Raw genomic sequence first — 24,204 nt, 5'->3', positions numbered from 1 at the left:
TTACGGTGCACGACGGGGACGCTTGGGCGTGAGGGGCCGCACCTCAAGGCGATGCACCAGGACCGCCGGCGGCGTGGTGACCGCGAAATGCACGGCCTCCGCCACATCACCGGGTTCGAGCATCCACGTGGTATTGGTACCCGGCGGAAAGAGCTCGGTGGCCACCGAACCGGGCGTGATGACGGACACGCCGACGCCGGCATCACGCACTTCGAGCATGAGCGATTCGGCAAAGCCCATCACGAAGTGTTTCGTACCCACATAGCAGGTGCCACCCACAAACGTGTTGCGACCGGCGGTACTGCCGATGATGCACACATGTCCGCGGCCGCGCTGCACCATGCCCGGCAACACGGCCCGCGTGACGTGGAACAACGCGTTCACGTTGACGTCCACCTGATGATGCCATTCCTCCGCCGACAGCTCGAGGAAGGGTTTGAGGTGTGCCACGCCGGCGTTGTTCACCAAAACGTCCACCGTGCGGCCATCAAAGGCCTTGGCAATGGAGGCCGGTTTGGTGAGATCGACAGACACGGTATCAACCGAGGCCCCGGCCGCACGACAGGCTGCGGCCACCTCTTCCAGCCGGGCCGCGTCGCGCGCAGCCAGAATCAGGTCGTGGGTGGGCGCCAGACGCCGAGCGATGGCCTGGCCGATGCCACGAGAGGCCCCGGTCACCAGGGCAACAAGACGAGTCGGGTTGGTCATGCCCCAAATCTAAGGGGGCCCGACCAACCCGACGCAGGGTCTTTCACCGCAACCGCAACCGCAACCGCGAACGCGACCGTGGCAGCAGGGGCATCAGGGCGTGGCGCTGCAGCCCGTCACCACCGTGCACTTGGGGTCGACCGGAGGCAGCTTGAGACGCGCCAGCTCGGCGTTTACTGCCGGCAGGTCGGTCTTCCAGACGCGATCCAGTGTGGCCTGATACCCCGCCAGCTCCTTGCTCAGAATGCCAAGGATTTCTGGCATGTAGGTGCCTGGCGGCCCGTCACCACGCTCGGACATGGCGAGCAGGTTGGCCAGGCGGTTGTTGACCTTGATGGGGAAGTTGAGTGGGTCCTGACCACTCTGGTTCCGCACCTGGTACACGTTTTCTTCAACGGCCGAGGCGTTCTTGCGCAGCGATTCGCCCTTTGCCTTGAGCGCAGCCTCGTCGTTGGCGCGCTTGTAGCGATCATCAAGCTGCGCCTTCACCCGACGAATCTCGATGACGGCACGCTGCGCCTCGTTGGTCTTGTCACGCACCTGCTTGCCGAAGGCATACTGGCGCCGCAAGTCGGCGTCGGTCACATCGGGAATGAGCGGGCTACGCTGAATGCGCAGCGGCGCCTTGAGCTCTTCACCATCGGCCGTGAGACGCACGGTATAGCGCCCCGGCGGCAGCGCGGGTCCCGCCGTTCCGGCGCCCCAGAGAATCATGCCCGGGAAGCTCTCGATACCCGTCGACCGCAAATCAAACGTGAAGCGGGTGAGACCGGCCGCGAGCGGGAACGTGCTGGACGTGCCACGGCGCCGTCCGCCACCTCCCGCCGTGGCCTGCATGGCCGTGTCGCCCGTGAATTCGCGCACCACACTGCCCGCCGAATCGAGAATGGCCAGCGTACCGCGCACCGGACGCGTGGCAAAGCGCCACGACAGCGTGACACCCGGCGAAGAACGCAAACCCACCGCCGGCGCGAAGAGATGGCGTGACGCCGCCTGCACCGCCGGCGTGGCCTGCCGCAGCGGCGCGATGTTGTCCATCACCCAGAAACCGCGGCCGTGCGTGCCGATGACCAGTTCATCGCGCTCGACAATCAGGTCGGCCACCGGGACGTCGGGCAGGTTGAGCTTGAGGCTCTGCCAGTTGGCGCCGTCGTCATAGGAGATGTACACCCCGTGCTGCGTGGCCGCGTACAGCAGCCCGCGGCGCGTCGGGTCTTCACGCACCGCGTGCACATAGTCCTCCGCGCCCAGGCCATTGACGATCTTGGTCCAGGTGCGGCCGTAGTCGGTGGTCTTGAAGATGTACGGCTTGCGATCGTCGAGCAGCGGACGGCGCACCGACATGTACACCGTGCCCGCGTCATGCGACGAGGCATCAAGCTGCGATACCCGGCCAAACTCCGGCATGTCCTTGGGCGTGATGTTCGTCCAGGTCTTGCCGAAGTTGCGCGTCACGAACACCAACCCGTCGTCGGAGCCCGTGAAGATCGTGTTCACGTCCTTCTTGCTCGGGCCCACCGAGAAGATCGTGCCGTACACCTCGGGACCGTTCATGTCACCCGTGATGGGACCGCCCGACTTCTCCTGCGTTTCCGGTGCGTGACGTGTGAGGTCACCACTCAGGTTCATCCACGTGCGGCCGCCGTCGCGTGTGGCCCAGAGGCGCTGCGAGGAGACGAACAGCAGCTTCGGGTCCACCTGTGAGAACAGGATGGGGAAGGTCCACTGCCAGCGCTCCTTGATTTCCTTGGACGGCTCACCGGAATAGAACCACGGATACGGATTCACCTCGCGCGAGAGCCCGGTGCGCTTGTTGAATTTGTCCACGTAACCGCCGTTGTTGGTGCCGGCGTAGAACACATCAAGATCCAGCGGATCGGGTGCGATGTACCCGGGCTCGCCACCGCCCACCTGATACGACACGGCCATGCCACCCTGTGCTTCCTGTCCTGGCGCGGCGTTCTGCCGCCCGAGGTTCCAGTTCATGGGCGTGCACAGCGTGCTGTTGTCCTGCTGCGAGCCGCACACATGAAACGGCACGTGCTTGGTGGTGATGACGTGGTACCACTGCTCGGTGGGGAAGTCCTGCGCCGAGTAGGCACGGCCACCGTTGAAGGTCACGGCGCCGCCCCCGTCGTTGCCTGCCACCAGATGATCCGGATCGTCGGGATTCACCCAGAGGTCGTGCCAGTCACCATGACTGCCCTGACCAATGCTCGTGAGTGTCTTGCCGGCGTCATCCGAGCGGAAGAACGACACGTTCTGGATGTACACACGATCGGCGTTCTTGTGATCGGCGAACAGGTGCGTGTAGTAGAACGCGCGCTGCCGGATGTTGCGGTCACTATTGACGAGGGTCCATGACGCACCCGCGTCGTCGCTCTTGAACAGGCCGCCGTTTTCGTTCTCGATCAGCGCGTACACGCGGTTCGGATTGGCTGCCGTGAGCGCCACACCGATCTTGCCGACCAATCCCGAAGGGAGACCCTTGGCGCGCGTGATTTCCGTCCAGGTCTCGCCGCCATCGGTGCTCTTGTAGAGACCGGAGCCCGGACCACCCGAGGACATCTGATACTCCTTGCGGTATGCTTCCCACAAGGCCGCATACAGCACCTGCGGATTGGTCCGATCGAGGGCGATGTCTACCGCGCCACTCCTGGCATCACGGAACAGCACGCGCTTCCACGTGGCACCGCCGTCGGTGCTCTTGTACACGCCACGCTCTTCGCTGGTGGTGCTGTATTTGCCGAACACCGCGGCGTAGACGATGTCCGGATTGGTGGGATGAATGCGGATCTTGGAGATCGCGTCCACCGTGCGGAAGCCAACATGCTTCCATGTCTTGCCGGCGTCGCTGCTCTTGTAGATGCCATCACCGGGCATGATGTTGCCACGAATGGCACTTTCACCCATGCCGATGTACACGATGTCCGGATTCGACTCGCTCACGGCCACCGCGCCCACCGACGCACTCGTGATCTGACCGTCGGTGACGGGCATCCAGGTCTCGCCGCCGTTGGTGGTCTTCCAGAGCCCACCACCCGTGGCGCCGAAGTAGGCCTCCTGCTTGCGGCCCTTCACGCCGCTCGCAGCGATGGATCGTCCACCGCGATCAGGACCAATGTTGCGCCAGCGAAATGCCGACAGAAATGCGCTGTCGAGCGTGACGGGCGCGAGCGCGGCGCGCGGCGCAGCGGCCGTGGAGGCCGGTCTCGCGGCAGGACGTGTCGCGGGTGGCTGCAGCAGCGTCAACGCCGGCAGCGCCAGCCAGGTGAGAGAACGCATGGACATCAGAGGCAGGGAAAGGGAGGGACGGAACTGATCCCGTCTACGATGCAGACCCGCGCCCTGCTCGGCAACTCGCCGTCCGTTCGTCATCACATTCACGCGGCTCACGGCAGGCCGTACGCCAGCGCCGGGTGACGCTGACAGTCCAGTGACGACCTGGCGCATGATCGGGCATGGAATCGCTCGACACCCTCAGCGGCCAGGTCATTGGCGCCGCCATCGACATTCACCGGGCACTCGGGCCGGGGCTACTGGAGTCGGTATATGAGGAGTTGCTGTGCCTCGAACTCCGAGTAAGGGGGCTGGAGTTCAAACGGCAGGTTCCCATTGCACTCAACTACAAGGGCCTGCAGATCGAGCGAGCGTTTCGACTCGACCTGTTGGTGGAGGACGCACTACCAGTGGAGCTCAAGTGCACCGATCGTCTCTCTGCCGTCTACGAAAAACAACTGCTTACCTACCTGCGTCTCATGAACCGCCCGATCGGGCTGCTGATCAACTTCGGGCAATATCGGCTGGTGGATGGCGTGACCCGAATCGTGAACAATTATCAGCCGGAAGAATGAATGACAAACAGCTCACGCAGAGAAATGGAGGGCGCAGAGTTCGCAGANNTCTGCGAACTCTGCGCCCTCCATTCCTCTGCGTGAGCTGTTCAAAAACCCAGGCCGGCCCAAACCAACCGAGCCGGAAATCCGTCAGCCGACCAGCTTGCCCGCCAAATACCCCTTGAGCTGCGACACGTCCACCCGGTCCTGCGCCAGGGAGTCGCGGTCACGCACCGTGACCGTCTGATCGCCCGTGCTCTGCCCATCCACGGTGATGCAGAACGGCGTGCCCACCTCGTCCTGACGACGATACCGCTTGCCGATCGAGCCCGTCTCGTCGTAGTCCACCGGGAACGCCCCACGCAGGTCGTCCACGATCTTGCGCGCCATCTCGGGCTGGCCGTCCTTCTTGGTGAGCGGGAACACCGCCGCCTTGATGGGCGCGATGCTCGGGTGCAGACCCAGCACCACACGGCCCTCGGCCTCTCCCTCCACCGCCTCTTCGCGGTACGCGTTCACCAGTGCGGCCAGCGTGACACGATCCGCGCCCACCGACGTCTCGATGACGTAGGGCACATAGCGCTTGTTGTTCACCTGGTCGAAGTACTCGAGCTTCTTGTTCGAGTACTGCTGGTGCTGCGTGAGGTCGAAATCGCTGCGGTTGTGCACGCCCTCGATTTCCTGGTATCCCAGCGTGCCCCCGAAATCGAAGGTCACGTCGAACGCCGCGCGGGCGTAGTGCGCCAGTTCGTTCGCGCCATGCTGATGGAAGCGCAGACGGTCCGCCGAGAGCCCGAGATCGAGATGCCACTGCATACGCAGCGCCTTCCAGGTCTCGAACCACTCCATGTCGGTGCCGGGTTCGACGAAGAACTGCATCTCCATCTGCTCGAACTCACGCGTGCGGAAAATGAAGTTGCCGGGCGTGATCTCGTTGCGGAACGCCTTGCCGATCTGCGCGATGCCGAACGGCACCTTCTGGCGCATCGACTGCTGCACGTTGAGGAAGTTCACGAAGATGCCCTGCGCCGTTTCCGGGCGCAGATAGACGATGCTCGCGCTCTCCTCGAGCGCGCCCATGTGCGTCTTGAACATCAGGTTGAACTGGCGCGCTTCCGTCAGGGCGCAGGCCTCGTGCTGGCCCGGCTGCTTGCTCGGCTTCTGCGGGCAGCGCGCGTCTTCCAGCTTGTCGGCGCGGAAACGCCCCTTGCAGGTCTTGCAGTCCACCAGCGGGTCCACGAAGCCGGCCACGTGCCCGCTCGCTTCCCAGGTGCGCGGATGCATGAGGATGGCCGCGTCGAGCCCCTCGATGTCATCACGCGAACGCACCATCGCGTTCCACCAGCGATCCTTGATGTTCTTCTTGAGTTCCACGCCCAACGGCCCGTAGTCCCAGACCGAACCCGTGCCGCCGTAAATCTCGGACGACTGGAAGATGAAGCCACGTCGCTTGCACAGCGACACAAGCTTGTCCATCACATCGGGGAAGCCGGACATGGGGAGTCGGGAACGGGGTACGGACTGCGGAAAGAGAACAGCGGGTCAGCGGGTCAGGTGCGCGACAATCGCGTCACCATGATCGCGGCCATTCTCGATGAAAATGCGATTCGCCTGGTTGCCCGAGGCAATCACTCCTGCAAGGTAGACACCCGGAACGGGTGTCGCCATCGTGAGCGGATCGTGCGCCGGAATGCCGCTCTCCGGATCCACCGGCACACCGACCGAAGCCAACAGCCCGGTCTCCGGCAGGTAGCCGGTCATGACGTACACCTGATCGGCCGACAGCGTCTCTGACCCGTCCGGCGTGGTCAGCTCCACCACACCCGGACCAATGCGCTGCACACGGGATCCGAATCGCGCAGCAATGCTGCCGTCGCGCAGTCGCCCCTCGATGAGCGGACGCACCCAGGGCTTCACGTTGCTGTCCACCGACTCGGCGAAGTGCACGATCGTGACGCGCGCGCCGGCATGCTGCAGCTCGAGGGCCGCGTCCACTGCACTGTTGGCGCCACCAATCACCACGACATCCTGACGCCAGGCGCCGTGCCCCTCGGTGTAGCCATGCCGCACATGTGGCAGATCTTCGCCGGGCACACCGAGCCGATTCGGGCGACCGAAGTAGCCGGTCGCCATGACCACCGCGTGCGCCGCCGTCTCGCGCACAACGCCATGACGCGAACGCGAGGCAATCAGCCAGCGCGCCGCGCGCGCCGGCTCTGCCTGACCGGGACGCGGATCGACTCGCACGGGACGCAGGGATTCTACGGTTTCGTACTGCCGCACATCCAGGTCGTACAGCGTGGCCACCGCCCGGTAGTACGCCAGCGCGTCACGCCGCGTGGGCTTGTCACTCGCCACGACAAAGGGCACGCCGCCAATCTCCAGTCGCTCGGCGGTGGAGAAGAACGTCATGTACGTAGGGTACCCGGCAATGCCACTCACCAGACAGCCGCGATCGAACAACACCGCGGACATGCCGACACGCCGCGCGGCAATGGCGGCGGCGAGGCCGCAGGGACCGGCACCCACCACCGCCACATCCACCAGCGCGGCGTGCTCAGCGGACACCGGCCCGGGCGACTGTTCCTGCGTCACGTGCCGATCAGGCCTTGAGCGAAATGATCTGATCGCGCCGCGTGCCCACGCTCACGAAGGCAATGGGCGTTTCGCACAACGCTTCCAGGCGGTCGAGATAGGCGCGCGCGTTGGCCGGCAGGTCTTCGAGCTTGCGCGCGTCCTGCGTGGACTGCTGCCAGCCCGGGAACCACTCGTACACCGGCTCTGCCTTCTCGAGCAGCGCGAGGTCCGCCGGGAACTCCGTGTACACCTCGTCGCCCACGCGGTAGCCCGTGCACACAGCCAGCTTCTCGAGCGTGTCCAGCACGTCCAGCTTGGTGATGGCAAGCCCGGTGAGTCCGTTCACACGCGCCGCGTACCGCACGACGACCCCATCAAACCAGCCGCAGCGACGCGGGCGTCCCGTGGTGGCACCAAACTCGTGCCCCAAAGTTCGCACATGACTGTGCAACGGCTCTTCGAGCTCCGTCGGCAGCGGGCCATTGCCCACGCGTGTCGTATAGGCCTTCACCACCCCAAGCGCTGCGTTGAGTGACATGGGGGAAATGCCCACGCCAATGGCGGCACCACCAACAGTGGTGTTGCTCGAGGTCACGAACGGATACGTGCCGTGGTCCACGTCGAGCAGCGAGCCCTGCGCACCTTCGAGCAGCACCGCCGCACCGCTCTTGATGGCGCGGTGCACACAGAGGCCCACGTCTTCCGACAGGCCAAGCAGGCGCGGAGCCAACGCGTTCAGTGTCGCAAGGGTTTCGTCGACCGAGGCACGCAGGTCACTGCCCGATCGCTCGAGCTGCGCATTGGCACGCTCCACGCCCAGCGTCACCAGCTCGCGCAATCGTTCCGCATTGCGCAGGTCGAGCACACGCACGCCGCGGCGCGCCACCTTGTCTTCGTAGGCCGGACCAATACCGCGGCCCGTGGTGCCAATGGCCTTGCTGGCCGCGCTCGCCTTGTCCACCAGCTTGTGGTAGGGCATGACGAGGTGTGCGCGCTCGCTCACATAGAGACGCCCTTCGACGTCCACGCCGTCCGCGATGAGTTCGTCCACCTCGGTGAACAGCGTCTCCGGGTCCATCACCACGCCATTGCCGATCGCGCAGCGCACGCCGGGGTGCAGGATGCCGCTCGGGATCTGGTGCAGCACGAAGGACTTGTCGCCGATGTGCACGGTGTGCCCGGCGTTGGCGCCCCCCTGATAGCGCACCACCCAATCAGCTTTCTCGGCGAGGACATCGACCAGCTTGCCCTTGCCCTCGTCGCCCCACTGCGCCCCCACCACCACCACGGTGCGCGTCGTCGAATCGAACATGCGAGGTGTCTCCGGCGACCCCCAAGGGCCGCACACAAAAAAACGCCCCGCGGACGGTCCGCGGGGCGTTGTTGAAATCTAGCCCGGACGTGGCGCGAAGCAATGCGCCCGGCCATTTCGGTCCTCGCCTGCCCAATGATCAGCCCATGCCGTTCAGCCGCCCAACAAGGGCAGCGAACAGCACCAACGCCACGATGGCCACGCCAAACGCCACCTTGGTGGCTGCCGCCACGACCCGGCCAATCAACGCCCCCGTGGCCACCTGCACCGGTTCGCCACGCGCCGCCCTCGCCACCGTAAGCTCGGCCACAAAGGCGCCCGCAAACGCCCCGGCAAAGGCGCCTACGAGGCTGCCAATGACCGGCACGGGCACCCCCACAAAGGCGCCCAGCACGCCGCCCAGCATGGCGCCCCAGCCCGCCCGGCGCGAGCCGCCGTACTTGCGGGCGTAGCGACCGGCAATGGTGAACTCCAGCACCTCGGCCACCACCACCAGGGCCGAAGCAACCAGCAGCGTGATCAGACCCACACTGCCGTCGGGCACCGCCATCCAGTACGCGAGGACGCTGCCAAGCATGATCCAGAGACCCGGCAGTCCGAGGGGCACCAGCACCAGTCCCACGAGGAGACCCAAGGTCAGCAGCAGCAGGGCAAGCATGGACGACCCTACGGTGGCGGGACGCGCGGGTTTCCCGGCCCGGCCAGGGTCAGATCAGGCCAGCGGCCTGCAGCCGCGCGCGCACGGTGGCCAGCTCGTCGCCGTGCACCGGCTGGAGCGGCGAACGTGGCGGCCCGCCATCGAGGCCCACGAGGGTCATGGCCGCCTTGATGCCAGCAGGCCCCATGGCCCCGGCAATATCAGTCGCGAGCGGGGTGAGGGTCTGCTGCATGGCCGCCGCCGCCTCGCGGTCACCGGCGCGCCAGGTGTCCACCATCGTCCGCACCGCACGGCCGGCATACAGCGCGATGGCCAGAATCGCACCGGACACCCCAAGCTCCAGCGCCGGGACCACCGACCCACCACTGCCCGTGAGCACCTTGAAGCCGTCGCCCTGCGCTTCGAGATACTGCGCCAGCACCGGGAGGTTGCCGGCACTGTCCTTCATGCCGATCACGTTGGGGTGACGGGCCATCTCGTGCACCAAAGCCGGACTGAGCACGAGATGCGCATAGGCCGGCATGTTGTACAGCAGCACGGGAATGGGGCTCGCTTCGGCCACCGCCGTGAAATGGGCCAGAAGCGCCGGCTCCGTCATGCGCTTGAGGAAGTAGTGCGGCGCAATCACCAGCACCGCGTCGGCTCCGGCCGCCTTGGCATCACGGGCACGGGCAATGGTTAGCCGCGTGCTTTCGCTGCCCACTCCCGCAATGAGCCATTTGCCGGCCGGTACGGCGTCGCGGGCCCAGCCCAGCAGCTGCTGACGGTCCGCGTCATCCAGCAGGGCCGATTCGCCGCTGCTGCCTCCCACCAGAACGCCGTCCATGCCCAGCGCGATATGCGCGTCGAGATTGCGACGGAATGCCGAAGCGTCGAGATCTCCGCTCGGAGTGAACGTGGACACGGCGGGCACCATGAGCCCGCCGAGCTGTGCTGCGCTGAGATTGGCCATGCCTGCAAGCTAGCATGGCGCAGCGGGACGGTCAGCCGCGGATCGGTCAGCCGCGGATCGGTCAGCCGCCGAAGAGTGTCTCGAACCCGGTGCCGAACACTTCGCCCTCGAGCGGGCTCGGACTGGTCACGGTGCCGTGACCGGTGGGACTGGTGGCCAACGGCGGCATGGCATTGCCCGTACCCAGCGGATTGGCGCCAAGCGGCGCCAGCCCGGCCGCTGCTGTCCCCGTGGCGCCGCCGGGCGCAGCCTGCGCCTGATGGCCGGTGCCCGTGGGCCGCGCTGGTGCGGCCGGCTGCTTGCCCAGCGTGGCCGCCGAGGCGCTCGTGCGCCCCATGCGGAAGCCGAGTTCGAAGTCCGCTGGATTGGTGGCGGCCGAACGCGCCGTCTCGAATGAGATCTCGTCCGTGTTGACCAGTTCCGTGAGATGCTGGTCAAAGGTCTGCATGCCGTACTGCGATCCGTCGGCCATGTAGTCGCGGATCTCGGCAATGTTGCCGTCGGCAATGAGGTCACGGATGGTGGACGAGTTGATCATGATCTCTGCCGCCACTACCCGGCCCTGCCCACTCTTGTGCGGCAGCAGACGCTGCGACACCACGGCGTGCAGCGACTCCGCCAGACGAATGCGCACCACGGTCTGCTCCTCGGGCGGGAACATGGCCACGATACGCATGATGGTGCTCTGCGCGTCGGGGGTGTGCAGTGTGGAGATGAGCAGGTGACCCGTTTCCGCCGCCTTCATGGCGGTGTCGATGGTTTCCGCATCGCGCATTTCGCCAATGAGGATGACGTCGGGATCCTGACGCAGCGCGGCCCTGAGCCCCATGCGGAAGCTGTCGGTATCGATCCCCACCTCACGCTGCGTCACCGAGCTGCGCAGGTCACTGTGCAGATACTCGATGGGATTTTCGAGCGTGAGGATGTGCTTCTCGTAGCTCGAATTGATCTCGTGCACGAGCGCCGCCATGGTGCTCGACTTGCCGGAGCCCGTCACACCCGTGACGAGAATCATGCCGCGCTCGGTGTGCGCAATGCGCGTGAGCACAGGCGGCAATCGCAGGGACTGCACGGTGGGCACCTGCTCGGGAATCACACGCATGACAATGGAGTGCGCCTGCCGCTGTCGCATGATGTTCACACGGAAACGGCCCACACCCGGCGTGGCCCAGGAACAGTCGTGGTCCTTGAGCGTGTCGATCGTGGCGCGATCGGCATCGGTGGCCATGAGATGCAGCGCAATGGCGCGCGTCATCTCCGGCGACAGGGACTGCTTCGTGAGCGCCATCAGACGGCCGTCGATGCGCGCGCGCACCACGTCGCCGGCCTTGATGTGCACGTCGGAGGCGCCGCGTTCGACGGCTGCCTTGATGATTTTTTCAATCGCCACGGTCACACGCACCGAGAGGGGTGAAACGGAGCCGAAACACTCCGAGTCAGGACGACCGGCCTCGGTGCCCCGCAACCTCAGGCTGGCAGGGCCAGCCCGTCGAGCCCCACAATCTCCCGCACCTGACGCATGGTCTCCTGCGCCAACCCGCGCGCCGCGGCGGCGCCCGACGCCAGTGCATCCAGCACCCGCTGCGGCTCGGCGTCCAGTTGCTCGGCACGCCGGCGAATGGGCGTGAGTTCCTGCACCATGCCCTCGTGCAGCACCTTCTTGCAGTCCATGCAACCCCAGCCCGCCGTCTCACACTGCTGGCGCACGTGTTCCACCGTGGGCTCGGCGCTGAACGCCTTGTGCAGCTGGAAGATGTTACAAACTTCAGGACGACCCGGGTCACTCTTGCGCACGCGCTGCGGATCGGTCATGGCCGGCCGCAGCTTCTGCCAGATCTCGTCGTCACTCTCCAGCAGGCCCACCGTGTTGCCCAGCGACTTGGACATCTTGGCGTTGCCGTCGAGGCCCATGATGCGCCGTGTGGGCGTGAGCAACGGCTTGGGTTCGGGGAAGTACTCCACACCGAACTTGGCGTTGAACTTGCGCGACGTATCGCGCGCCAGCTCAAGGTGCTGCACCTGATCCTCACCAACAGGCACGCTGTCGGCGCGGTACAGCAGAATGTCCGCACTCTGCAGCACCGGATACATGAGCAGGCCCGCCGGGATGCTCTCCAACTTCGACGACTTGTCCTTGAACTGCGTCTGCCGCTCAAGGTCACCCAACGGGGTAATGGTCGTGAAGATCCACGACAGCTCCGTGTGCTCGGGCACGTCGCTCTGCATGAACAGTGACGACTTGGCCGGGTCGATGCCGGCGGCCAGCAGCGACTTGGCCATACCCCAGCGGCGCGCGCGCAATACCGCCGGATCGTACGCGCCGGTGATGGCGTGGTAGTCCACCACGCAATAGATCGCGCCCGGGTGCGTCTCCTGGAGTTGAGTCCAGTTCTTGACGGCGCCGAGGTAGTTGCCGATGTGCAGTTCGCCTGACGGCTGGATGCCACTGAAGATGCGTGCCATCTTGCAAAGCTAGTCCGGGCCCGGGAGCGCAGCAACGCGCCGGCCCCCGTCCTTCGTCTTCAACACGCTCCCATGTCGTCCACTGATCGCGCGCATTGGTTGCAGGTGACCCGCGCCGCTGCCGCCATTGCCGCGGAGTTCATCGCCTCCGCCAGCCACGACCGTGCACAGCTGGTGTGGGAGGAAAAGAGCGCCACCGACTTCGTGAGTCGGGTGGACCTGGGTGCCGAGGAGCGCATTCGGGCGCACTTTGCCGCGCAGGCGCCCGACGTGCGCATTGTCGGCGAGGAATTGGGCGGCGGGAGTACCCACGACGGCCTCGTGGCCATCGTCGATCCGCTCGACGGCACCACCAACTTCCTTCACGGTTTTCCGGCCTACGGCGTGTCCATCTGCGTGGCCCTCGATGGCGTGCCGCAGGCGGCCGTGGTGCATGACGTGGCCCGCGGCGGCGTGTATCACGCGCAGCGTGATGGTGGAGCCTACGTCGACGACACACCGCTCAGGGTGTCCGAGTTGTCCTCGCCAGCGCGCGCACTGATCGGCACGGGCTTTCCGTTCAAGGACGTGACACGCGCCGACGAATATCTGCGCATGATGCGGCGGCTCATGCCGGAGGTGTCGGGCATGCGGCGCGCCGGTTCGGCCGCGCTCGATCTCTGCGACGTGGCACGCGGGCGGTTCGACGCGTTCTGGGAGCTCTGGCTCAACCCCTGGGACTATGCGGCCGGCTTGTTGCTCGTGCAGGAGGCCGGCGGGCGCGTGAGCGATCTCGAGGGTCGTGACGTGTCACTGGGCGGCGGGACCATCGTGGCGTCCAACGGCGTGCTGCACGAGTGGTTCCTGGAGCGGCTGAACGCTGACAACGCCTAGTCAGCGGCATATGACATGCACGCCGAGACAAACGGCGGGTACATTGCATCATGCCCCTCGTCGAATGTGTTCCCAACTTCTCCGAAGGCCGCGACGCGCACGTCATTGCTGCACTGCGTGACGCCATCGCCGGTACGGCCGGCGCGCAGGTGCTGGACGTGTCGAGCGATGCCTCGCACCATCGCACGGTCATCACCTTTGTGGCCTCGCTCGACGCGGCAGTGCCCGCGGCATTGGCTGCCATGCGTGTGGCGCGTGATCGCATTGATCTCAACGCGCATCGCGGTGTGCATCCGCGCATTGGTGCCACCGACGTCGTGCCCTTTGTGCCGCTCGACGGCACCACCATGGCCGACTGCGTGCGACTGGCCGAGCAGCTTGGTGAACGGGCGGCAACCGAGCTGGGAATTCCCGTGTACCTCTACGAGCAGGCGGCGCGCCGGCCATCACGCCGCAACCTCGCCGACGTACGCGGACGCGGCTTCGAAGCACTGCGCGAGGATATCGTCACCAATCCGGAGCGCCATCCCGACTTTGGCGCCGCGACCGTGCATCCCACCGCCGGCGCCACCGCAATCGGCGCCCGCCCTTTTCTCGTGGCCTACAACATCTACCTGGGCCCCGCGAGCAATCTGCCCGTGGCCAAGGCCGTCGCGCGCGCCGTGCGCGAAAGCAGTGGCGGCCTGCCCGGTGTAAAGGCCCTTGGGCTCGAGGTGGATGGCCAGGCGCAGGTGTCCATGAACCTCGTGGACATCGAGCGCGCCCCCATGCACCTGGTGTTTGACACCGTCGCGCGTGAAGCCGCGCAGCATGGTGTGGACGTGACCTGGAGTGAGATCGTGGGATTGGTGCCCGCCCGCGTACTGCTGGCAGCCGGTGCGCAGCATGTGAAGTTGCGTGGCAACGCCGAACAGCTGACGCTCGAATCGCGACTGGAACGTCCAACAGTGGTGATATCGGACCCACTGCTCGATCGCATCGCCGCCGCCACGCCCACACCGGGCGGCGGCTCGGCAGCCGCCCATGCCACGGCCCTCGCCGCAGCGCTCGCGCAGATGGTGGCGGGACTCACGCAGGAGAACCCGCGTTTTGCTGCCGTGGCCGACGCCATGGCACAGTACCGGACGCAGGCCGCGACCCTCCGCGCGCAGCTCGAAACTCTGGTCGAAACGGATGCTTCTGCCTTTGACGGGGTCCGTGCCGCGCGCCGCCTGCCCAAGGACACGGCGGAGGCGTTGAAACGGCGTGCTGATGCCCTTCGGGCCGCGTGGCTGCACGCCGCCACGGTGCCGCTCCACACCGCGCGTCTCGCCGTGGACGTGGCCCAACTGGCCGCCACCCTCGCCGAACAGGGCAACCCCAACGCGGCCGGCGACGCCGCAGTGGCCGCGCTGGTGGCCGAGGCAGCCTGCCGGGGGCTCGCGCTCAATGTGCGGCTCAATGTGGCAGGGCTGGACGACGAGGGCGCGGAGGCCGGCGCGGCGCTGGCCAGCGAGGCCCGGGACTGCGTGGACGCCGCCGCACTACACGCCCGATTGGCCGAAGCGGCGGCCCTGCGTAGCTTGTCCGGTAGCCCATGAGATTCCCGATTCCACACATCGCTGCAGCCAGCCTCCTGCTGCTGGCCGCCTGTCAGGCTCCCGGGCGCCGCTGGGAGCCCACGCAAGCCGCCGGTGCCGCGCCGACGGTCACCAACAACTGCGACTCGCGTGATCGCAACGCCACGCTCACTGGTCGCGTGTTGCTCACGTTCCGGGGAGCCGTGCGTGGTGAGGCCGTGGTACGCATCGAGGGTGAAGCCTACGAGTCCACCGTCCGCATGGACGTGGCCACTGGCTCCACCCTCGAACTCCGCGAAGGCAACTACAGGTTGCGTGCCGACGTGAGCGGTTATCGCACGGTGGTGCAGAACGTGCGCGTGATCTGCGGCAAGGACCAGCCGCTGGATATCCGCCTCAGCGGGCGCTGATTCGGTTCACGCGCACCCTGCGTGCGCGTCACACACGCCTCACTTGCTCCACGGCGGGACAATGCCGTTCATGCGCGCGTAGGCGATGGACTGCCCCAAATGCTCATGCACATGGGTCATGGCCAGAATCCACATGCCCTGCCCCGTGCTCTTCATGCCGAAGAGACTGACTGGCTGCGAGAGTGACGCGGCGGTCGTCTTGCCCATGATGTTCTTCATGTAGGCAAAGCTCTGCTCCAGCTCGGCCACCACCTGCGCCTTGCTCAACGTGCGCTTCTCGTACGCCATGAGCGTCTTGTAGTCATCGGACTTGATGCCGGTGGCTGACGGGATGGCGTGACCGAATGCGGACGGAATGAAGTAGTTGTCGCTGGCCACATGGAGCAGCACCTCACCCATGGAACGCACGCCCGCGGCGGGACGCCAGGCGAGCTTCTCTTCGGGCGTGGCCTTGGCCAGTTCAACGAACTTCTTCTCCACGCCCGCCAGATCCTGCATGAGGTCTGTCATGAGCGGTGCCTGTTGCGCCGCAACCGGCTGCGCAACGGGAACCGCGAACATGAGGGCAGCAACCAGCAACAGCGTACGGGGAACACGGCGGGGCATCGGCATCTCCGGGTGGGGGATGCCGGAAAAGCTACCCGAAGACCAGGATGTCCGCATCCTCGCTGTCGTCAACGGCCGCATCAGTTGGCCGCGACAGGCTCGAGTGCTGGCGCTCGCCGGACTCATCCTGCGTATCGGCTTCATAGCGGAACCGCGCTACCAGCTCGCCAAGTGCCGACGCATACGACGCGAGATCCTGGGCCGAGTTCTGCGTGGTCTCCGCTCCATCGCTGGTGCCGCGCGCCGCCTCCGCGACACCGGCAATCCCCTGCACGATCTGCTCGGTGGCCGCACGGGCCCCACCGATGCTCACCGTCATGTCGGACACCACGGCCGTATGCTCGGTGACAGCCTGCGCGATGGCCTGCTGCAGTCCCTGAATGCGATCCACCACCTGACCGATCTCGGCAATGGCGTGCACGGCCCGACCTGAATCCTGCTGAATTTCGGCGATCACGTTGGCCACTTCCTGTGTGGCACCGGCCGTACGCTCCGCCAGCGACTTGACCTCGTTGGCCACCACGGCAAAGCCGTCGCCGGCAGAACCGGCACGCGCCGCCTCAATGGCCGCGTTGAGCGCCAGCATGTTGGTCTGTTGCGCAATGGCGCGAATGACATCGATGACCTTGCCGATCTTCACGCTCGACTGATCGAGGGCGGTAATTGTGGTGCTGGCACTGCGCGCCGCATTCACCGCCCGCTCCGCCACCGTCGCCGCCTCGCCCGCGCTGCTGGCGATATCGCGCACACGCGCGGTGATGCTGGCCGCGCCGGCGTCGATTTCCCGTACGCGGTGCGCCACGTTATCCGAGGTGTCCGACACCGTGCGCGCCTGCGCGGCCGTTTCCTCGGCCGTGGCACTCATCTCTTCACTCACCGCAGCAAGGGACTCGGACGAACGCGCCAGACCATGCGACTGTTCGGCAATCGTGGCGATGCTGTCACGCAGGTCGGTCAGGAACTCATCGAGCGCTGCGCCCATGCGACCAATGGCATCGGTCCCCGACACCTGCACACGACGCGTGAGATCACCGGCCGCTGCCGCGGCGACGACCTCGAGAATGCTGTCCACACGCGTGCGCAGCTCTGCGGCAGCGGCCGCTTCCTGTGCCGCACGCTCACGCGCCACAGCACCCGCGTCCTCCGCGCGCTGCAGCGCATCGCGCTGCGCGGCAATGGCCACATTGAGTGCACGACCCATGCGGGCCATTTCGTCCTGCCCCACCACCGCCACTTCACGCTGCAGGTCGCCCGCGGCCACGCTCTCCAACACCGACACCGTTTGGCCAAGCGGCACCGTGATGAGACGCGACACAAACACCCCAAGGCCCACAGTCAGCAACGCACCGATGGCCACGAGCGCCAGCAGCAGCTTGCGTGCACTGTCTGCCGCGGCGCTGCTGGTGGTGAAGGCCTGCTCGCCCAGCACCTCCTTGGCCGTGGCCACCTCGGCCATCATGTCCACGAGGGCCTGACCCACCGCCGATGCTTCGGTGGCCGTGGCACGCGCCGATTCGAGGTTGCCAGCCAGTCGCTCATCAAGTGCACGCTGCGTAGTGCTCATGAACTCCGGATAGCCCTTCCGCACTTCCGCCATGCGCGACTGCGACGCCGAATCCACCACCGTGGAATCAGCGCGCGAGAGCGTGCTGCGGAACTCGGTACCGAAGGCCGCCACGTTCTGCGCATGGTAGGACGCTTCTGCCGTGTCCACTGCCAGCAAGGCGCGGCCCACTTCGGCATTGATGTAGGAGAGCAGAATGCTCGACTGCTTCACTGCGGCAATGCCGCGCAGCTCGCGCTGCTGCAGGTTGGCAATCGCCTCGGCTTGCTGGGCGCTGTTGCGCACGCCGACATAGCCGACGGCCACCAGGAGCAGAGTCGTGATGGCTGACGAAACCAGGAGCTTCGTGGCCGTACGCACATTGGTGAGCAAACGCATGTCGTGGGATCCGTGAACGTCGACCGGGGAGGTGGGGGCGACGTCGCCTGATTCCCGATACCAATGCCGGAGTGTCGACCATCCGGCTCAAGACTTGAACCGCACGGTCTGCCCCTGCCAGGAATCGGCCTACAATCACGACATGAACGGGCCTTCAGCTCAAGCTTTGATCGGGTTGTCCCGATACCTCCCCCACAGGTCGACGCTGGCCAGGTGCAACGAACCCTCCCTCCGAGGAGATCCTCCATGCCTGCGCGTCGAACCCGACTCGTGCTGGCTCTCGCCATGCTGTTTCCCCTCACTGTCTCGGCGCAGGACGCCCTGTCAGTGTACGGCTATTTCTCCACGCGACTCGAGAAGTCCTTCCAGGTCCCAACGGCCGAAGGCGGAAACGTCGTGAAGGAATCCGGTCCGCGTGAGTTCACGCAGCCGTTCTTCAATGTCATGATGCAGCATCAGTTCGATCCGCGCTTCAAGGCCTTCGTGAACTTGAACGGTGCGGGCGCTGGCAACGTGGACGTGCGCAACTTGTGGGGCGAATGGACGCCGTCGAACGCGTTCAACCTCCGGGTTGGCAAGATCTACCGCAAGTTCGGGCTCTACAATGAAATCCTCGACGCCGTGCCCACGTACTACGGCATCGAAGCGCCGGAAGCGTTCGACGGTGACCATCTCCTCATTTCGCGCACGACCACGGCCATGGCCTACGGCTTCGTGCGTGCTGGTGCGGGCAAGCTGAGCTACAGCCTGTCCACCGACAACGGCGAAGGACGCGACGTGGAGAACACGTTGCCGCTTGGCGCTGACGTGAACTACAACTTCGGGCGCGGCAACTACACCGTCGGCGTGTCGGGATACACGTCGGGTGGTGCCACCAACGGCGATCGTACGGTGGGTGGTGGTTCGCCCAAGAGCGGTGTGCTGCCCTGGATGGCGCGCGACTCGTTCACGGTGGTGAACGCCTACGCCGAGGCCCGTGTGAACTCGCTCACCCTGCAGGCCGAGTGGGCGCAGGCCGACCACAAGGCGCAGCGTGATGCGGCCGCCGTGGTGCAGGTCGTGAATGGCGCCGGCATCAATGGCGCGCAGCGCGCGCGATTCCTGATCGATCCGAATGGTCCGGTGACTGCCGCCAATGTGCGTCGCTCCGGAGACCACACCATTCAGACCTGGTATCTGCGCGCGGGCTATTCCAAGGAAACCAGCAAGGGCGAGCTCGGCCCCTACCTGCAGTGGGATGCCTACTCCAATCCGGAGACCATCGCCAGCAAGCGCTTTGGTGGTGACGACGAAGCCGGTGTGGCAGACGATGGCAAGTTCACCAAGGGCACGGTGGGTCTCGTGTATCGGCCCGTGCCGCAGGTGGCCTTCAAGGTGGACGCCAGCGTGCATCGCTACCGCTTCCTCGGCCGTTCGGTCAGCTATCCCGAGCTGCGCATCGATCTCTCGTACGCCTTCGGGCTCTGATCAGGAGCACACATGACCCTGCGTACTCTGTTCCGTACGGGTGTGGCTGCGGCTGCGCTCCTGATGCTCCCGATGCTTTCGTCCAGCGCATCGGCTCAGATCTCCGTCATCGTCTCGGCGTCCCAGTCCAAGTCGCTCACCGAAGCGCAGATCGCCGAAATTTTCGCCGGCGCCAGCACGACCTGGCCCGACGGCACCAAGGTGCAGATCGTCGAGAATGGCGACGCCATTCTCACGCAAAAGTTCTTCGCCAAGGTGGTCAAGAAGCCCACGGCGCTCGTCCGCTCGCAGTGGACCAAGTTGGCTCTGTCGGGCCAGGGCGCGGCGCCCAAGAAGGGCGCTGACGCAGCTGCGGTGAAGGATCTGGTGAAGAAGTCGCCGGGCGCGATCGGCTACATCAACACCAGCGACCTCGATGATTCCGTGAAGGAGATCCTCAAGGTTCCTTGAGCACGGCGGTACACGCAAAAGGGCGCCTGGTCGATTGGACCAGGCGCCCTTTGCACATCCTGTGGACGTCGCGTGACTCAACCCAGCGTGAGAATCCGCGGGCCGTTTTCCGTGATGGCCACCGTGTGCTCGAAGTGCGCCGAGCGCTTGCCGTCGGCCGTCACGACGGTCCACTTGTCGCTCAACGTACGAGTCTTGGCCGTGCCCACGTTGACCATGGGCTCGATGGCAATGGTCAGGCCCACGCTCAGCTTCTTGCCGCGCTTTGGCTTGCCGTAGTTCGGGATCTGCAGCTCTTCGTGCGGCGAAAAGCCCACGCCATGGCCCACGAGCTCGCGCACCACCGAGAACCCTTCGGCTTCGACCACGGCCTGTACCGCCGCCCCAATGTCGCCCACGTGGTTGTCGGCGACCGCGGCTGCGATGCCGGCATCGAGCGAACGCTGCGTCACGTCGAGCAGCTTCTGCGTCTCGGCGTCGATTGTCCCCACCGGAATGGTGATGGCCGAGTCGGTGAACATGCCGTCCAGCTTGACACCCACATCCACGGTCACGATGTCGCCGTCGGCCAGAATGCGCTTGCGTGACGGAATGCCATGCACGATCTCCTCGTTGATGGAGATGCAGGCACTGCCCGGGAAGCCGTAGAGTCCCTTGAAGGCCGGTTCGGCGCCCGCGTGCGAGCGAATGAAGGCCTCGACGAGCTGATCCAGCTCCATCGTGCTCACACCAGGACGCACGTGCGACTTGGCGTGCATGAGCGTGGCGTGCAGAATGGCGCCGCCCCGCGCCATGATCTCGATCTCGCGCGGGGACTTGAGCAGCGTGCTTGGTGCCGTGCCGCCCAACACCATCACGAGATGCCGAGCGCGGCGTTCATGCGAGCTTCGACGTCGTCGAGCGATCCGATGGCATTGATGCGCACGAGGTTGGCCCCGTGCTGCACATACCAGTCAATCACCGGCGAGGTCTGGTCGCGGTACACCTGCATGCGCTTGCGAATGGCTTCCGGCTCATCGTCCTTGCGACGCACGAGCGTGCCCGTCACGCCACCTTCCGTGCACGTCTCACCGGGCTGACGACCGAAGTACGGGCGCTGACAGGCGTCGCAGGTGGTGCGACCGCTCAGTCGACGCACCAGCTCTTCTTCGTCAATCTCGAAGAGCAGGACGGCGTCGACCTTCTTGCCGATCTGGGCCAGCGTATCCGCCAGGCCGTCGGCCTGCGGCGTGGTGCGCACGACACCGTCAAGGATGGCGCCCTTGGCCGCATCGGGTGCGGCCAGCGCTTCCTTCATGATGCCCATGATGACCGCGTCGGGAACAAGGTCCCCACGATCCATGGCCGCCTTGGCCTCGAGGCCAAGGGGCGTTCCGTTCTTGACGGCGGCGCGTAGCACATCGCCGGTCGCGATCTTGGGAACGCCAAGGCGAGCGGCAAGCCGCTCGCCTTGAGTCCCCTTGCCCGCGCCCGGCGGTCCAAGGAGCACGATATTCATCAGGATGTGTTAGAAGCCGCCCTGGGTGGCCTGACGGCCGCGGAACTTCACGCGACCCTTCTTCATGAAGCCGTCGTACTTGCGAAGCAGCAGGTGCTGCTGCATCTGCGCCATCGTATCGAGCGCCACACCCACCACGATCAGCAGCGAGGTGCCACCGAAGGCAAAGGGCACGTTCACCAGTCGGGCGATGATGACCGGCATGAGCGCGATGGCCGTGAGGAACAACGCGCCGGGCAGGGTGATGCGTTCCACCACCTGCTCGATGTATTCCGCTGTCTTCGCGCCCGGCTTGATGCCCGGCACAAACCCACCCTGCTTCTTCAGGTTCTCGGCCAGGTCGACCGGATTGAAGATGATCGACGTATAGAAGTACGTGAACAGCAGGATGAGTACCGCCAGCAGCACGATGTACAGCCAGGGGTTCGGGCCGGTCGGATTGAAGTACTCGGCGATTTCCTGGAGCTTGGGATTGCCGCTGAACTGTGCCAGCGCTCCAGGAATCACGATGACCGACTGCGCGAAGATGATCGGCATCACGCCCGCGGTGTTGATGCGGAGCGGGATGAAGTTGCGCGCGGCTTCACGCTGCCGGCCACGCGCCATCGTGCGCTGCGGGATCTGGATGAGCACCCGCCGTGCGGCCACCGTGATGGCCACCGTACCCGCCACCACGGCCACCATCGCCAGTGCCAGCACCACGAGTGACAGCGGCGCGATGGCGCCCGTCGTCACGAAGTTGAAGGTCTGGAAGATGGACGGCCACATGGCCTCGACGATCGAGAAGAAGATGATCAGCGAGGCGCCGTTGCCCAGGCCGCGCTCGGTGATCTGCTCACCCAACCACATCACGAAAATCGCACCCGTGGTGAGGAAGAGCATCATCTGGACCGTGAACCACGGACCCGGACGCGACACCGCGGCCGGCAGCGACGTGGTGAAGAGCGCAAAGCCATAGGCCTGCACCAGCGCCAGCACCACCGTGAGGTAGCGCGTGTACTGGGTGAGCTTCTTCCGACCCTCTTCATCCTTCTGCATCTTGTCCACGTTCGGCATCACCGCGCCGGCGATCTGGACGAAAATGCTCGCCGAGATGTAGGGCATGATGCCGAGCGCAAACACCGTGGCGCGCGACAGACCGCCACCCACGAACATGTCGTAGAGGCCCAGAAGGCCTCCACCCTGCTGGCGGGTGAAGTAGTCGGTCAGCGCCTGGACATCGATGCCGGGCGCCGTGATGTGCGAGCCGACGCGATAGATCACCAGACACAGGAACGTGAAGGTGATCTTCGCCCACAACTCAGGCGTCCGGTAAATGTTGGCGACGGCTTGCGCCGCCGCGTTGTTTTGTTCTGCCATGCGCTGGAAGCTCCGTTATCAGGCGTCGATGCGGCCGCCGGCCGCTTCGATCTTCGCCTTGGCACCGGCGCTGACTCGCACACCACCCTTCACCGTCAGGGCGCGCGAGACTTCGCCGTTGGCGAGCAGCTTGGGGGCACCCTGACCGACGCGGATGAGCCCCGCGGCGAGCAGCGATTCCACCGACACTTCATCGCCCTGCACCTTGACCAGATCGTTGAGGCGCACCACCTGCGCCTCCTCACGGAACGGATTGGTGAAACCACGCTTCGGGATGCGGCGCGTGATGGGCATCTGGCCGCCTTCGAAGTGCGGCTTGCCGCCACCGGGGCCGCCATGGCCCGACCGCGCCATGGAACCCTTGTGACCCTTGCCGGACGTCTTGCCCAGGCCGGAACCCGGACCGCGACCCAGACGACGACGCGACCGGTGCGAACCCGGGGCCGGCGACAGGTTGTGCAGGCCGATCTTCTCGACCGACTCGTTGTTGGCCATCTGCTTACTCCTCCACCGGCGTCACCTGAACCAGGTGACGCACCTTCTTGAGCTGGCCGCGCAGCGAGGCGGAATCCTGCTGCACCACGCTGGCCTGATGATTACGCAGGCCGAGCGCCGCAAGCGTCGCCCGCATCCGCCACGAATGGCCGATGGCGCTGCGCACCTGCGTGATCTTGAGCTTGCCGGTACCCGGCTTCTCGAGCTTCGGCGACGTGGCCGGGCCCTTCGACGGGTGCCACACGAATGTACGCGGCATTATGCCACCTCCGCGGCCACCACGGCCGCCTTACGTGTGTCCACCGACTCGGTCTTCGACTTCGCACGCGACTTGTAGCCGATCTGCGAAACGTCCAGACCGCGCTCCTTGGCCGCCTGCTCCACCGTGATGAGCTCGAGGAGCCCATTCACCGCGGCCCGCACCATGTTGTGCGGGTTCGTCGAACCCAGCGACTTGGTGAGGATGTCGTGGATGCCGGCGCACTCGAGCACCGCGCGCACGGCACCACCGGCAATCACACCGGCACCGGGCGCCGCAGGCTTCATGAGCACCTTGCCGGCGCCATGCTTGCCCACCACCTCGTGCGGGATCGTCGAACCGGTGAGCGGCACCTGCACCATCGAGCGACGCGCCGCGTCCACGGCCTTGCGGACCGCTTCCGACACTTCGTTCGCCTTGCCGGTGGCGAAGCCCACCTTGCCCTGCCCATCGCCCACCGCCACGAGGGCGTTGAACGAGAAGCGACGACCACCCTTGACCACCTTGGCCACGCGGTTGATGTGGATGACGCGCGACTCGCGGAGCCCGTTGGGATCCGGCGTCGGGGCGTCGTTNNGAACGAGAAGCGACGACCACCCTTCACAACCTTCGCCACGCGATTGATGGCGATGACGTTTTCTACCAGATCGCTCTGCTCGCGTTCCTGCGGCGCGTTGCGGTCGGGACCACGGCCACGGCCATCACGGCCGCCGCCCTGCCCGCCCTCGCCACCGGGGCCACGGCCACGGCCGGCACCCGGGCCGCCCGGACCACGGCCAC

23 protein-coding genes are annotated in these 24,204 nt (G+C 65.7%); 6 read left to right on the top strand and 17 right to left on the bottom strand.

Annotated features, from left to right (window positions below):
* Positions 1-708, bottom strand: a complete 708-nt coding sequence (locus B2747_RS12185) for an SDR family oxidoreductase (protein WP_291161124.1) — start codon at positions 706-708, stop codon at positions 1-3.
* Between the two features lie 93 nt (positions 709-801).
* A complete protein-coding gene (locus B2747_RS12180; protein WP_291161122.1) occupies positions 802-3,999 on the bottom strand; it encodes a VPS10 domain-containing protein in 3,198 nt (1,065 codons plus the stop codon).
* Between the two features lie 170 nt (positions 4,000-4,169).
* On the opposite strand from B2747_RS12180, the gene B2747_RS12175 reads away from it, so the two are divergent.
* The gene (locus B2747_RS12175; protein ID WP_291161120.1) at positions 4,170-4,562 is read left to right on the top strand and encodes a GxxExxY protein; all 393 of its coding nucleotides are present in this window, start codon (positions 4,170-4,172) and stop codon (positions 4,560-4,562) included.
* A gap of 132 nt (positions 4,563-4,694) precedes the next feature.
* On the opposite strand, the gene B2747_RS12170 is transcribed toward B2747_RS12175, so the two are convergent.
* The 7 genes from B2747_RS12170 to trpS all read right to left on the bottom strand — a co-directional run bounded on the left by B2747_RS12170 (position 4,695) and on the right by trpS (position 12,506).
* Positions 4,695-6,041 carry a glycine--tRNA ligase gene (locus B2747_RS12170; RefSeq protein ID WP_291161117.1) on the bottom strand — a complete coding sequence of 449 codons (1,347 nt, stop codon included), beginning with the start codon at positions 6,039-6,041 and terminating at the stop codon, positions 4,695-4,697.
* A 45-nt stretch (positions 6,042-6,086) separates the two neighbouring features.
* Positions 6,087-7,139 (bottom strand): YpdA family putative bacillithiol disulfide reductase, encoded by a 1,053-nt coding sequence (locus tag B2747_RS12165; protein WP_291161115.1) that lies wholly within the window; start codon positions 7,137-7,139, stop codon positions 6,087-6,089.
* A 7-nt stretch (positions 7,140-7,146) separates the two neighbouring features.
* On the bottom strand, positions 7,147-8,433 hold the full coding sequence (locus tag B2747_RS12160; RefSeq protein ID WP_291161110.1) for an adenylosuccinate synthase: 1,287 nt from the start codon (positions 8,431-8,433) through the stop codon (positions 7,147-7,149).
* Between the two features lie 139 nt (positions 8,434-8,572).
* A complete protein-coding gene (locus B2747_RS12155) occupies positions 8,573-9,091 on the bottom strand; it encodes a DUF456 domain-containing protein (protein ID WP_291161108.1) in 519 nt (172 codons plus the stop codon).
* A 49-nt stretch (positions 9,092-9,140) separates the two neighbouring features.
* Positions 9,141-10,043: a dihydrodipicolinate synthase family protein gene (locus B2747_RS12150; RefSeq protein WP_291161107.1), complete on the bottom strand. Its 903-nt coding sequence runs from the start codon at positions 10,041-10,043 to the stop codon at positions 9,141-9,143.
* 61 nt (positions 10,044-10,104) lie between these two features.
* A complete protein-coding gene (locus tag B2747_RS12145; RefSeq protein ID WP_291161105.1) occupies positions 10,105-11,433 on the bottom strand; it encodes a PilT/PilU family type 4a pilus ATPase in 1,329 nt (442 codons plus the stop codon).
* Between the two features lie 77 nt (positions 11,434-11,510).
* Positions 11,511-12,506, bottom strand: a complete 996-nt coding sequence (gene trpS, locus B2747_RS12140) for a tryptophan--tRNA ligase (RefSeq protein WP_291161103.1) — start codon at positions 12,504-12,506, stop codon at positions 11,511-11,513.
* A gap of 72 nt (positions 12,507-12,578) precedes the next feature.
* Here trpS and B2747_RS12135 point away from each other — a divergent pair, with 72 nt between their 5' ends.
* Genes B2747_RS12135 through B2747_RS12125 form a run of 3 tightly spaced genes read left to right on the top strand, consistent with a single transcriptional unit; the run spans position 12,579 to position 15,348 of the window.
* Positions 12,579-13,379: an inositol monophosphatase family protein gene (locus B2747_RS12135; protein WP_291161101.1), complete on the top strand. Its 801-nt coding sequence runs from the start codon at positions 12,579-12,581 to the stop codon at positions 13,377-13,379.
* Between the two features lie 50 nt (positions 13,380-13,429).
* Positions 13,430-14,959, top strand: a complete 1,530-nt coding sequence (gene ftcD / locus B2747_RS12130; protein ID WP_291161098.1) for a glutamate formimidoyltransferase — start codon at positions 13,430-13,432, stop codon at positions 14,957-14,959.
* Complete coding sequence (locus B2747_RS12125) at positions 14,956-15,348, top strand: hypothetical protein (RefSeq protein WP_291161095.1); 393 nt, start codon at positions 14,956-14,958, stop codon at positions 15,346-15,348. The genes ftcD and B2747_RS12125 overlap by 4 nt, the downstream gene beginning before the upstream one ends.
* A gap of 39 nt (positions 15,349-15,387) precedes the next feature.
* Here the strand turns inward: B2747_RS12125 and B2747_RS12120 are convergent, their stop codons facing one another.
* Together B2747_RS12120 and B2747_RS12115 are read right to left on the bottom strand one after the other, a co-directional pair.
* Positions 15,388-15,954, bottom strand: coding sequence for a DinB family protein (locus tag B2747_RS12120; protein ID WP_291161092.1), 567 nt, complete (start codon positions 15,952-15,954; stop codon positions 15,388-15,390).
* Positions 15,955-15,985: 31 nt separating this feature from the next.
* Positions 15,986-17,896 carry a methyl-accepting chemotaxis protein gene (locus B2747_RS12115; RefSeq protein WP_291161089.1) on the bottom strand — a complete coding sequence of 637 codons (1,911 nt, stop codon included), beginning with the start codon at positions 17,894-17,896 and terminating at the stop codon, positions 15,986-15,988.
* Between the two features lie 246 nt (positions 17,897-18,142).
* Between B2747_RS12115 and B2747_RS12110 the strand changes: the two genes are divergently transcribed.
* Entirely contained in the window at positions 18,143-19,363 is a 1,221-nt protein-coding gene (locus B2747_RS12110; protein WP_291161086.1) for a hypothetical protein, read from the top strand.
* Between the two features lie 12 nt (positions 19,364-19,375).
* Positions 19,376-19,813, top strand: coding sequence for a substrate-binding domain-containing protein (locus B2747_RS12105; protein ID WP_291161084.1), 438 nt, complete (start codon positions 19,376-19,378; stop codon positions 19,811-19,813).
* Between the two features lie 77 nt (positions 19,814-19,890).
* On the opposite strand, the gene map is transcribed toward B2747_RS12105, so the two are convergent.
* The 6 genes from map to rpsE all read right to left on the bottom strand — a co-directional run bounded on the left by map (position 19,891) and on the right by rpsE (position 23,951).
* Positions 19,891-20,667, bottom strand: a complete 777-nt coding sequence (map, locus tag B2747_RS12100) for a type I methionyl aminopeptidase (protein ID WP_291161249.1) — start codon at positions 20,665-20,667, stop codon at positions 19,891-19,893.
* The gene (locus B2747_RS12095) at positions 20,667-21,311 is read right to left on the bottom strand and encodes an adenylate kinase (RefSeq protein WP_291161082.1); all 645 of its coding nucleotides are present in this window, start codon (positions 21,309-21,311) and stop codon (positions 20,667-20,669) included. Before B2747_RS12095 ends, map begins: the two co-directional genes overlap by 1 nt.
* Before the next feature lie 9 nt (positions 21,312-21,320).
* Entirely contained in the window at positions 21,321-22,670 is a 1,350-nt protein-coding gene (gene secY / locus B2747_RS12090; RefSeq protein WP_291161079.1) for a preprotein translocase subunit SecY, read from the bottom strand.
* Positions 22,671-22,688: 18 nt separating this feature from the next.
* The gene (gene rplO, locus B2747_RS12085) at positions 22,689-23,138 is read right to left on the bottom strand and encodes a 50S ribosomal protein L15 (RefSeq protein ID WP_291161246.1); all 450 of its coding nucleotides are present in this window, start codon (positions 23,136-23,138) and stop codon (positions 22,689-22,691) included.
* A 31-nt stretch (positions 23,139-23,169) separates the two neighbouring features.
* Positions 23,170-23,340, bottom strand: coding sequence for a 50S ribosomal protein L30 (gene rpmD / locus B2747_RS12080; RefSeq protein WP_291161243.1), 171 nt, complete (start codon positions 23,338-23,340; stop codon positions 23,170-23,172).
* Positions 23,341-23,423: 83 nt separating this feature from the next.
* On the bottom strand, positions 23,424-23,951 hold the full coding sequence (rpsE, locus tag B2747_RS12075; protein WP_343125901.1) for a 30S ribosomal protein S5: 528 nt from the start codon (positions 23,949-23,951) through the stop codon (positions 23,424-23,426).
* Positions 23,952-24,204: the final 253 nt, after the last annotated feature.

It is taken from the genome of Gemmatimonas sp. UBA7669, assembly GCF_002483225.1.
Taxonomy (GTDB): Bacteria; Gemmatimonadota; Gemmatimonadetes; order Gemmatimonadales; family Gemmatimonadaceae; genus Gemmatimonas.
This window is presented reverse-complemented; position numbering and strand designations above follow the sequence as displayed.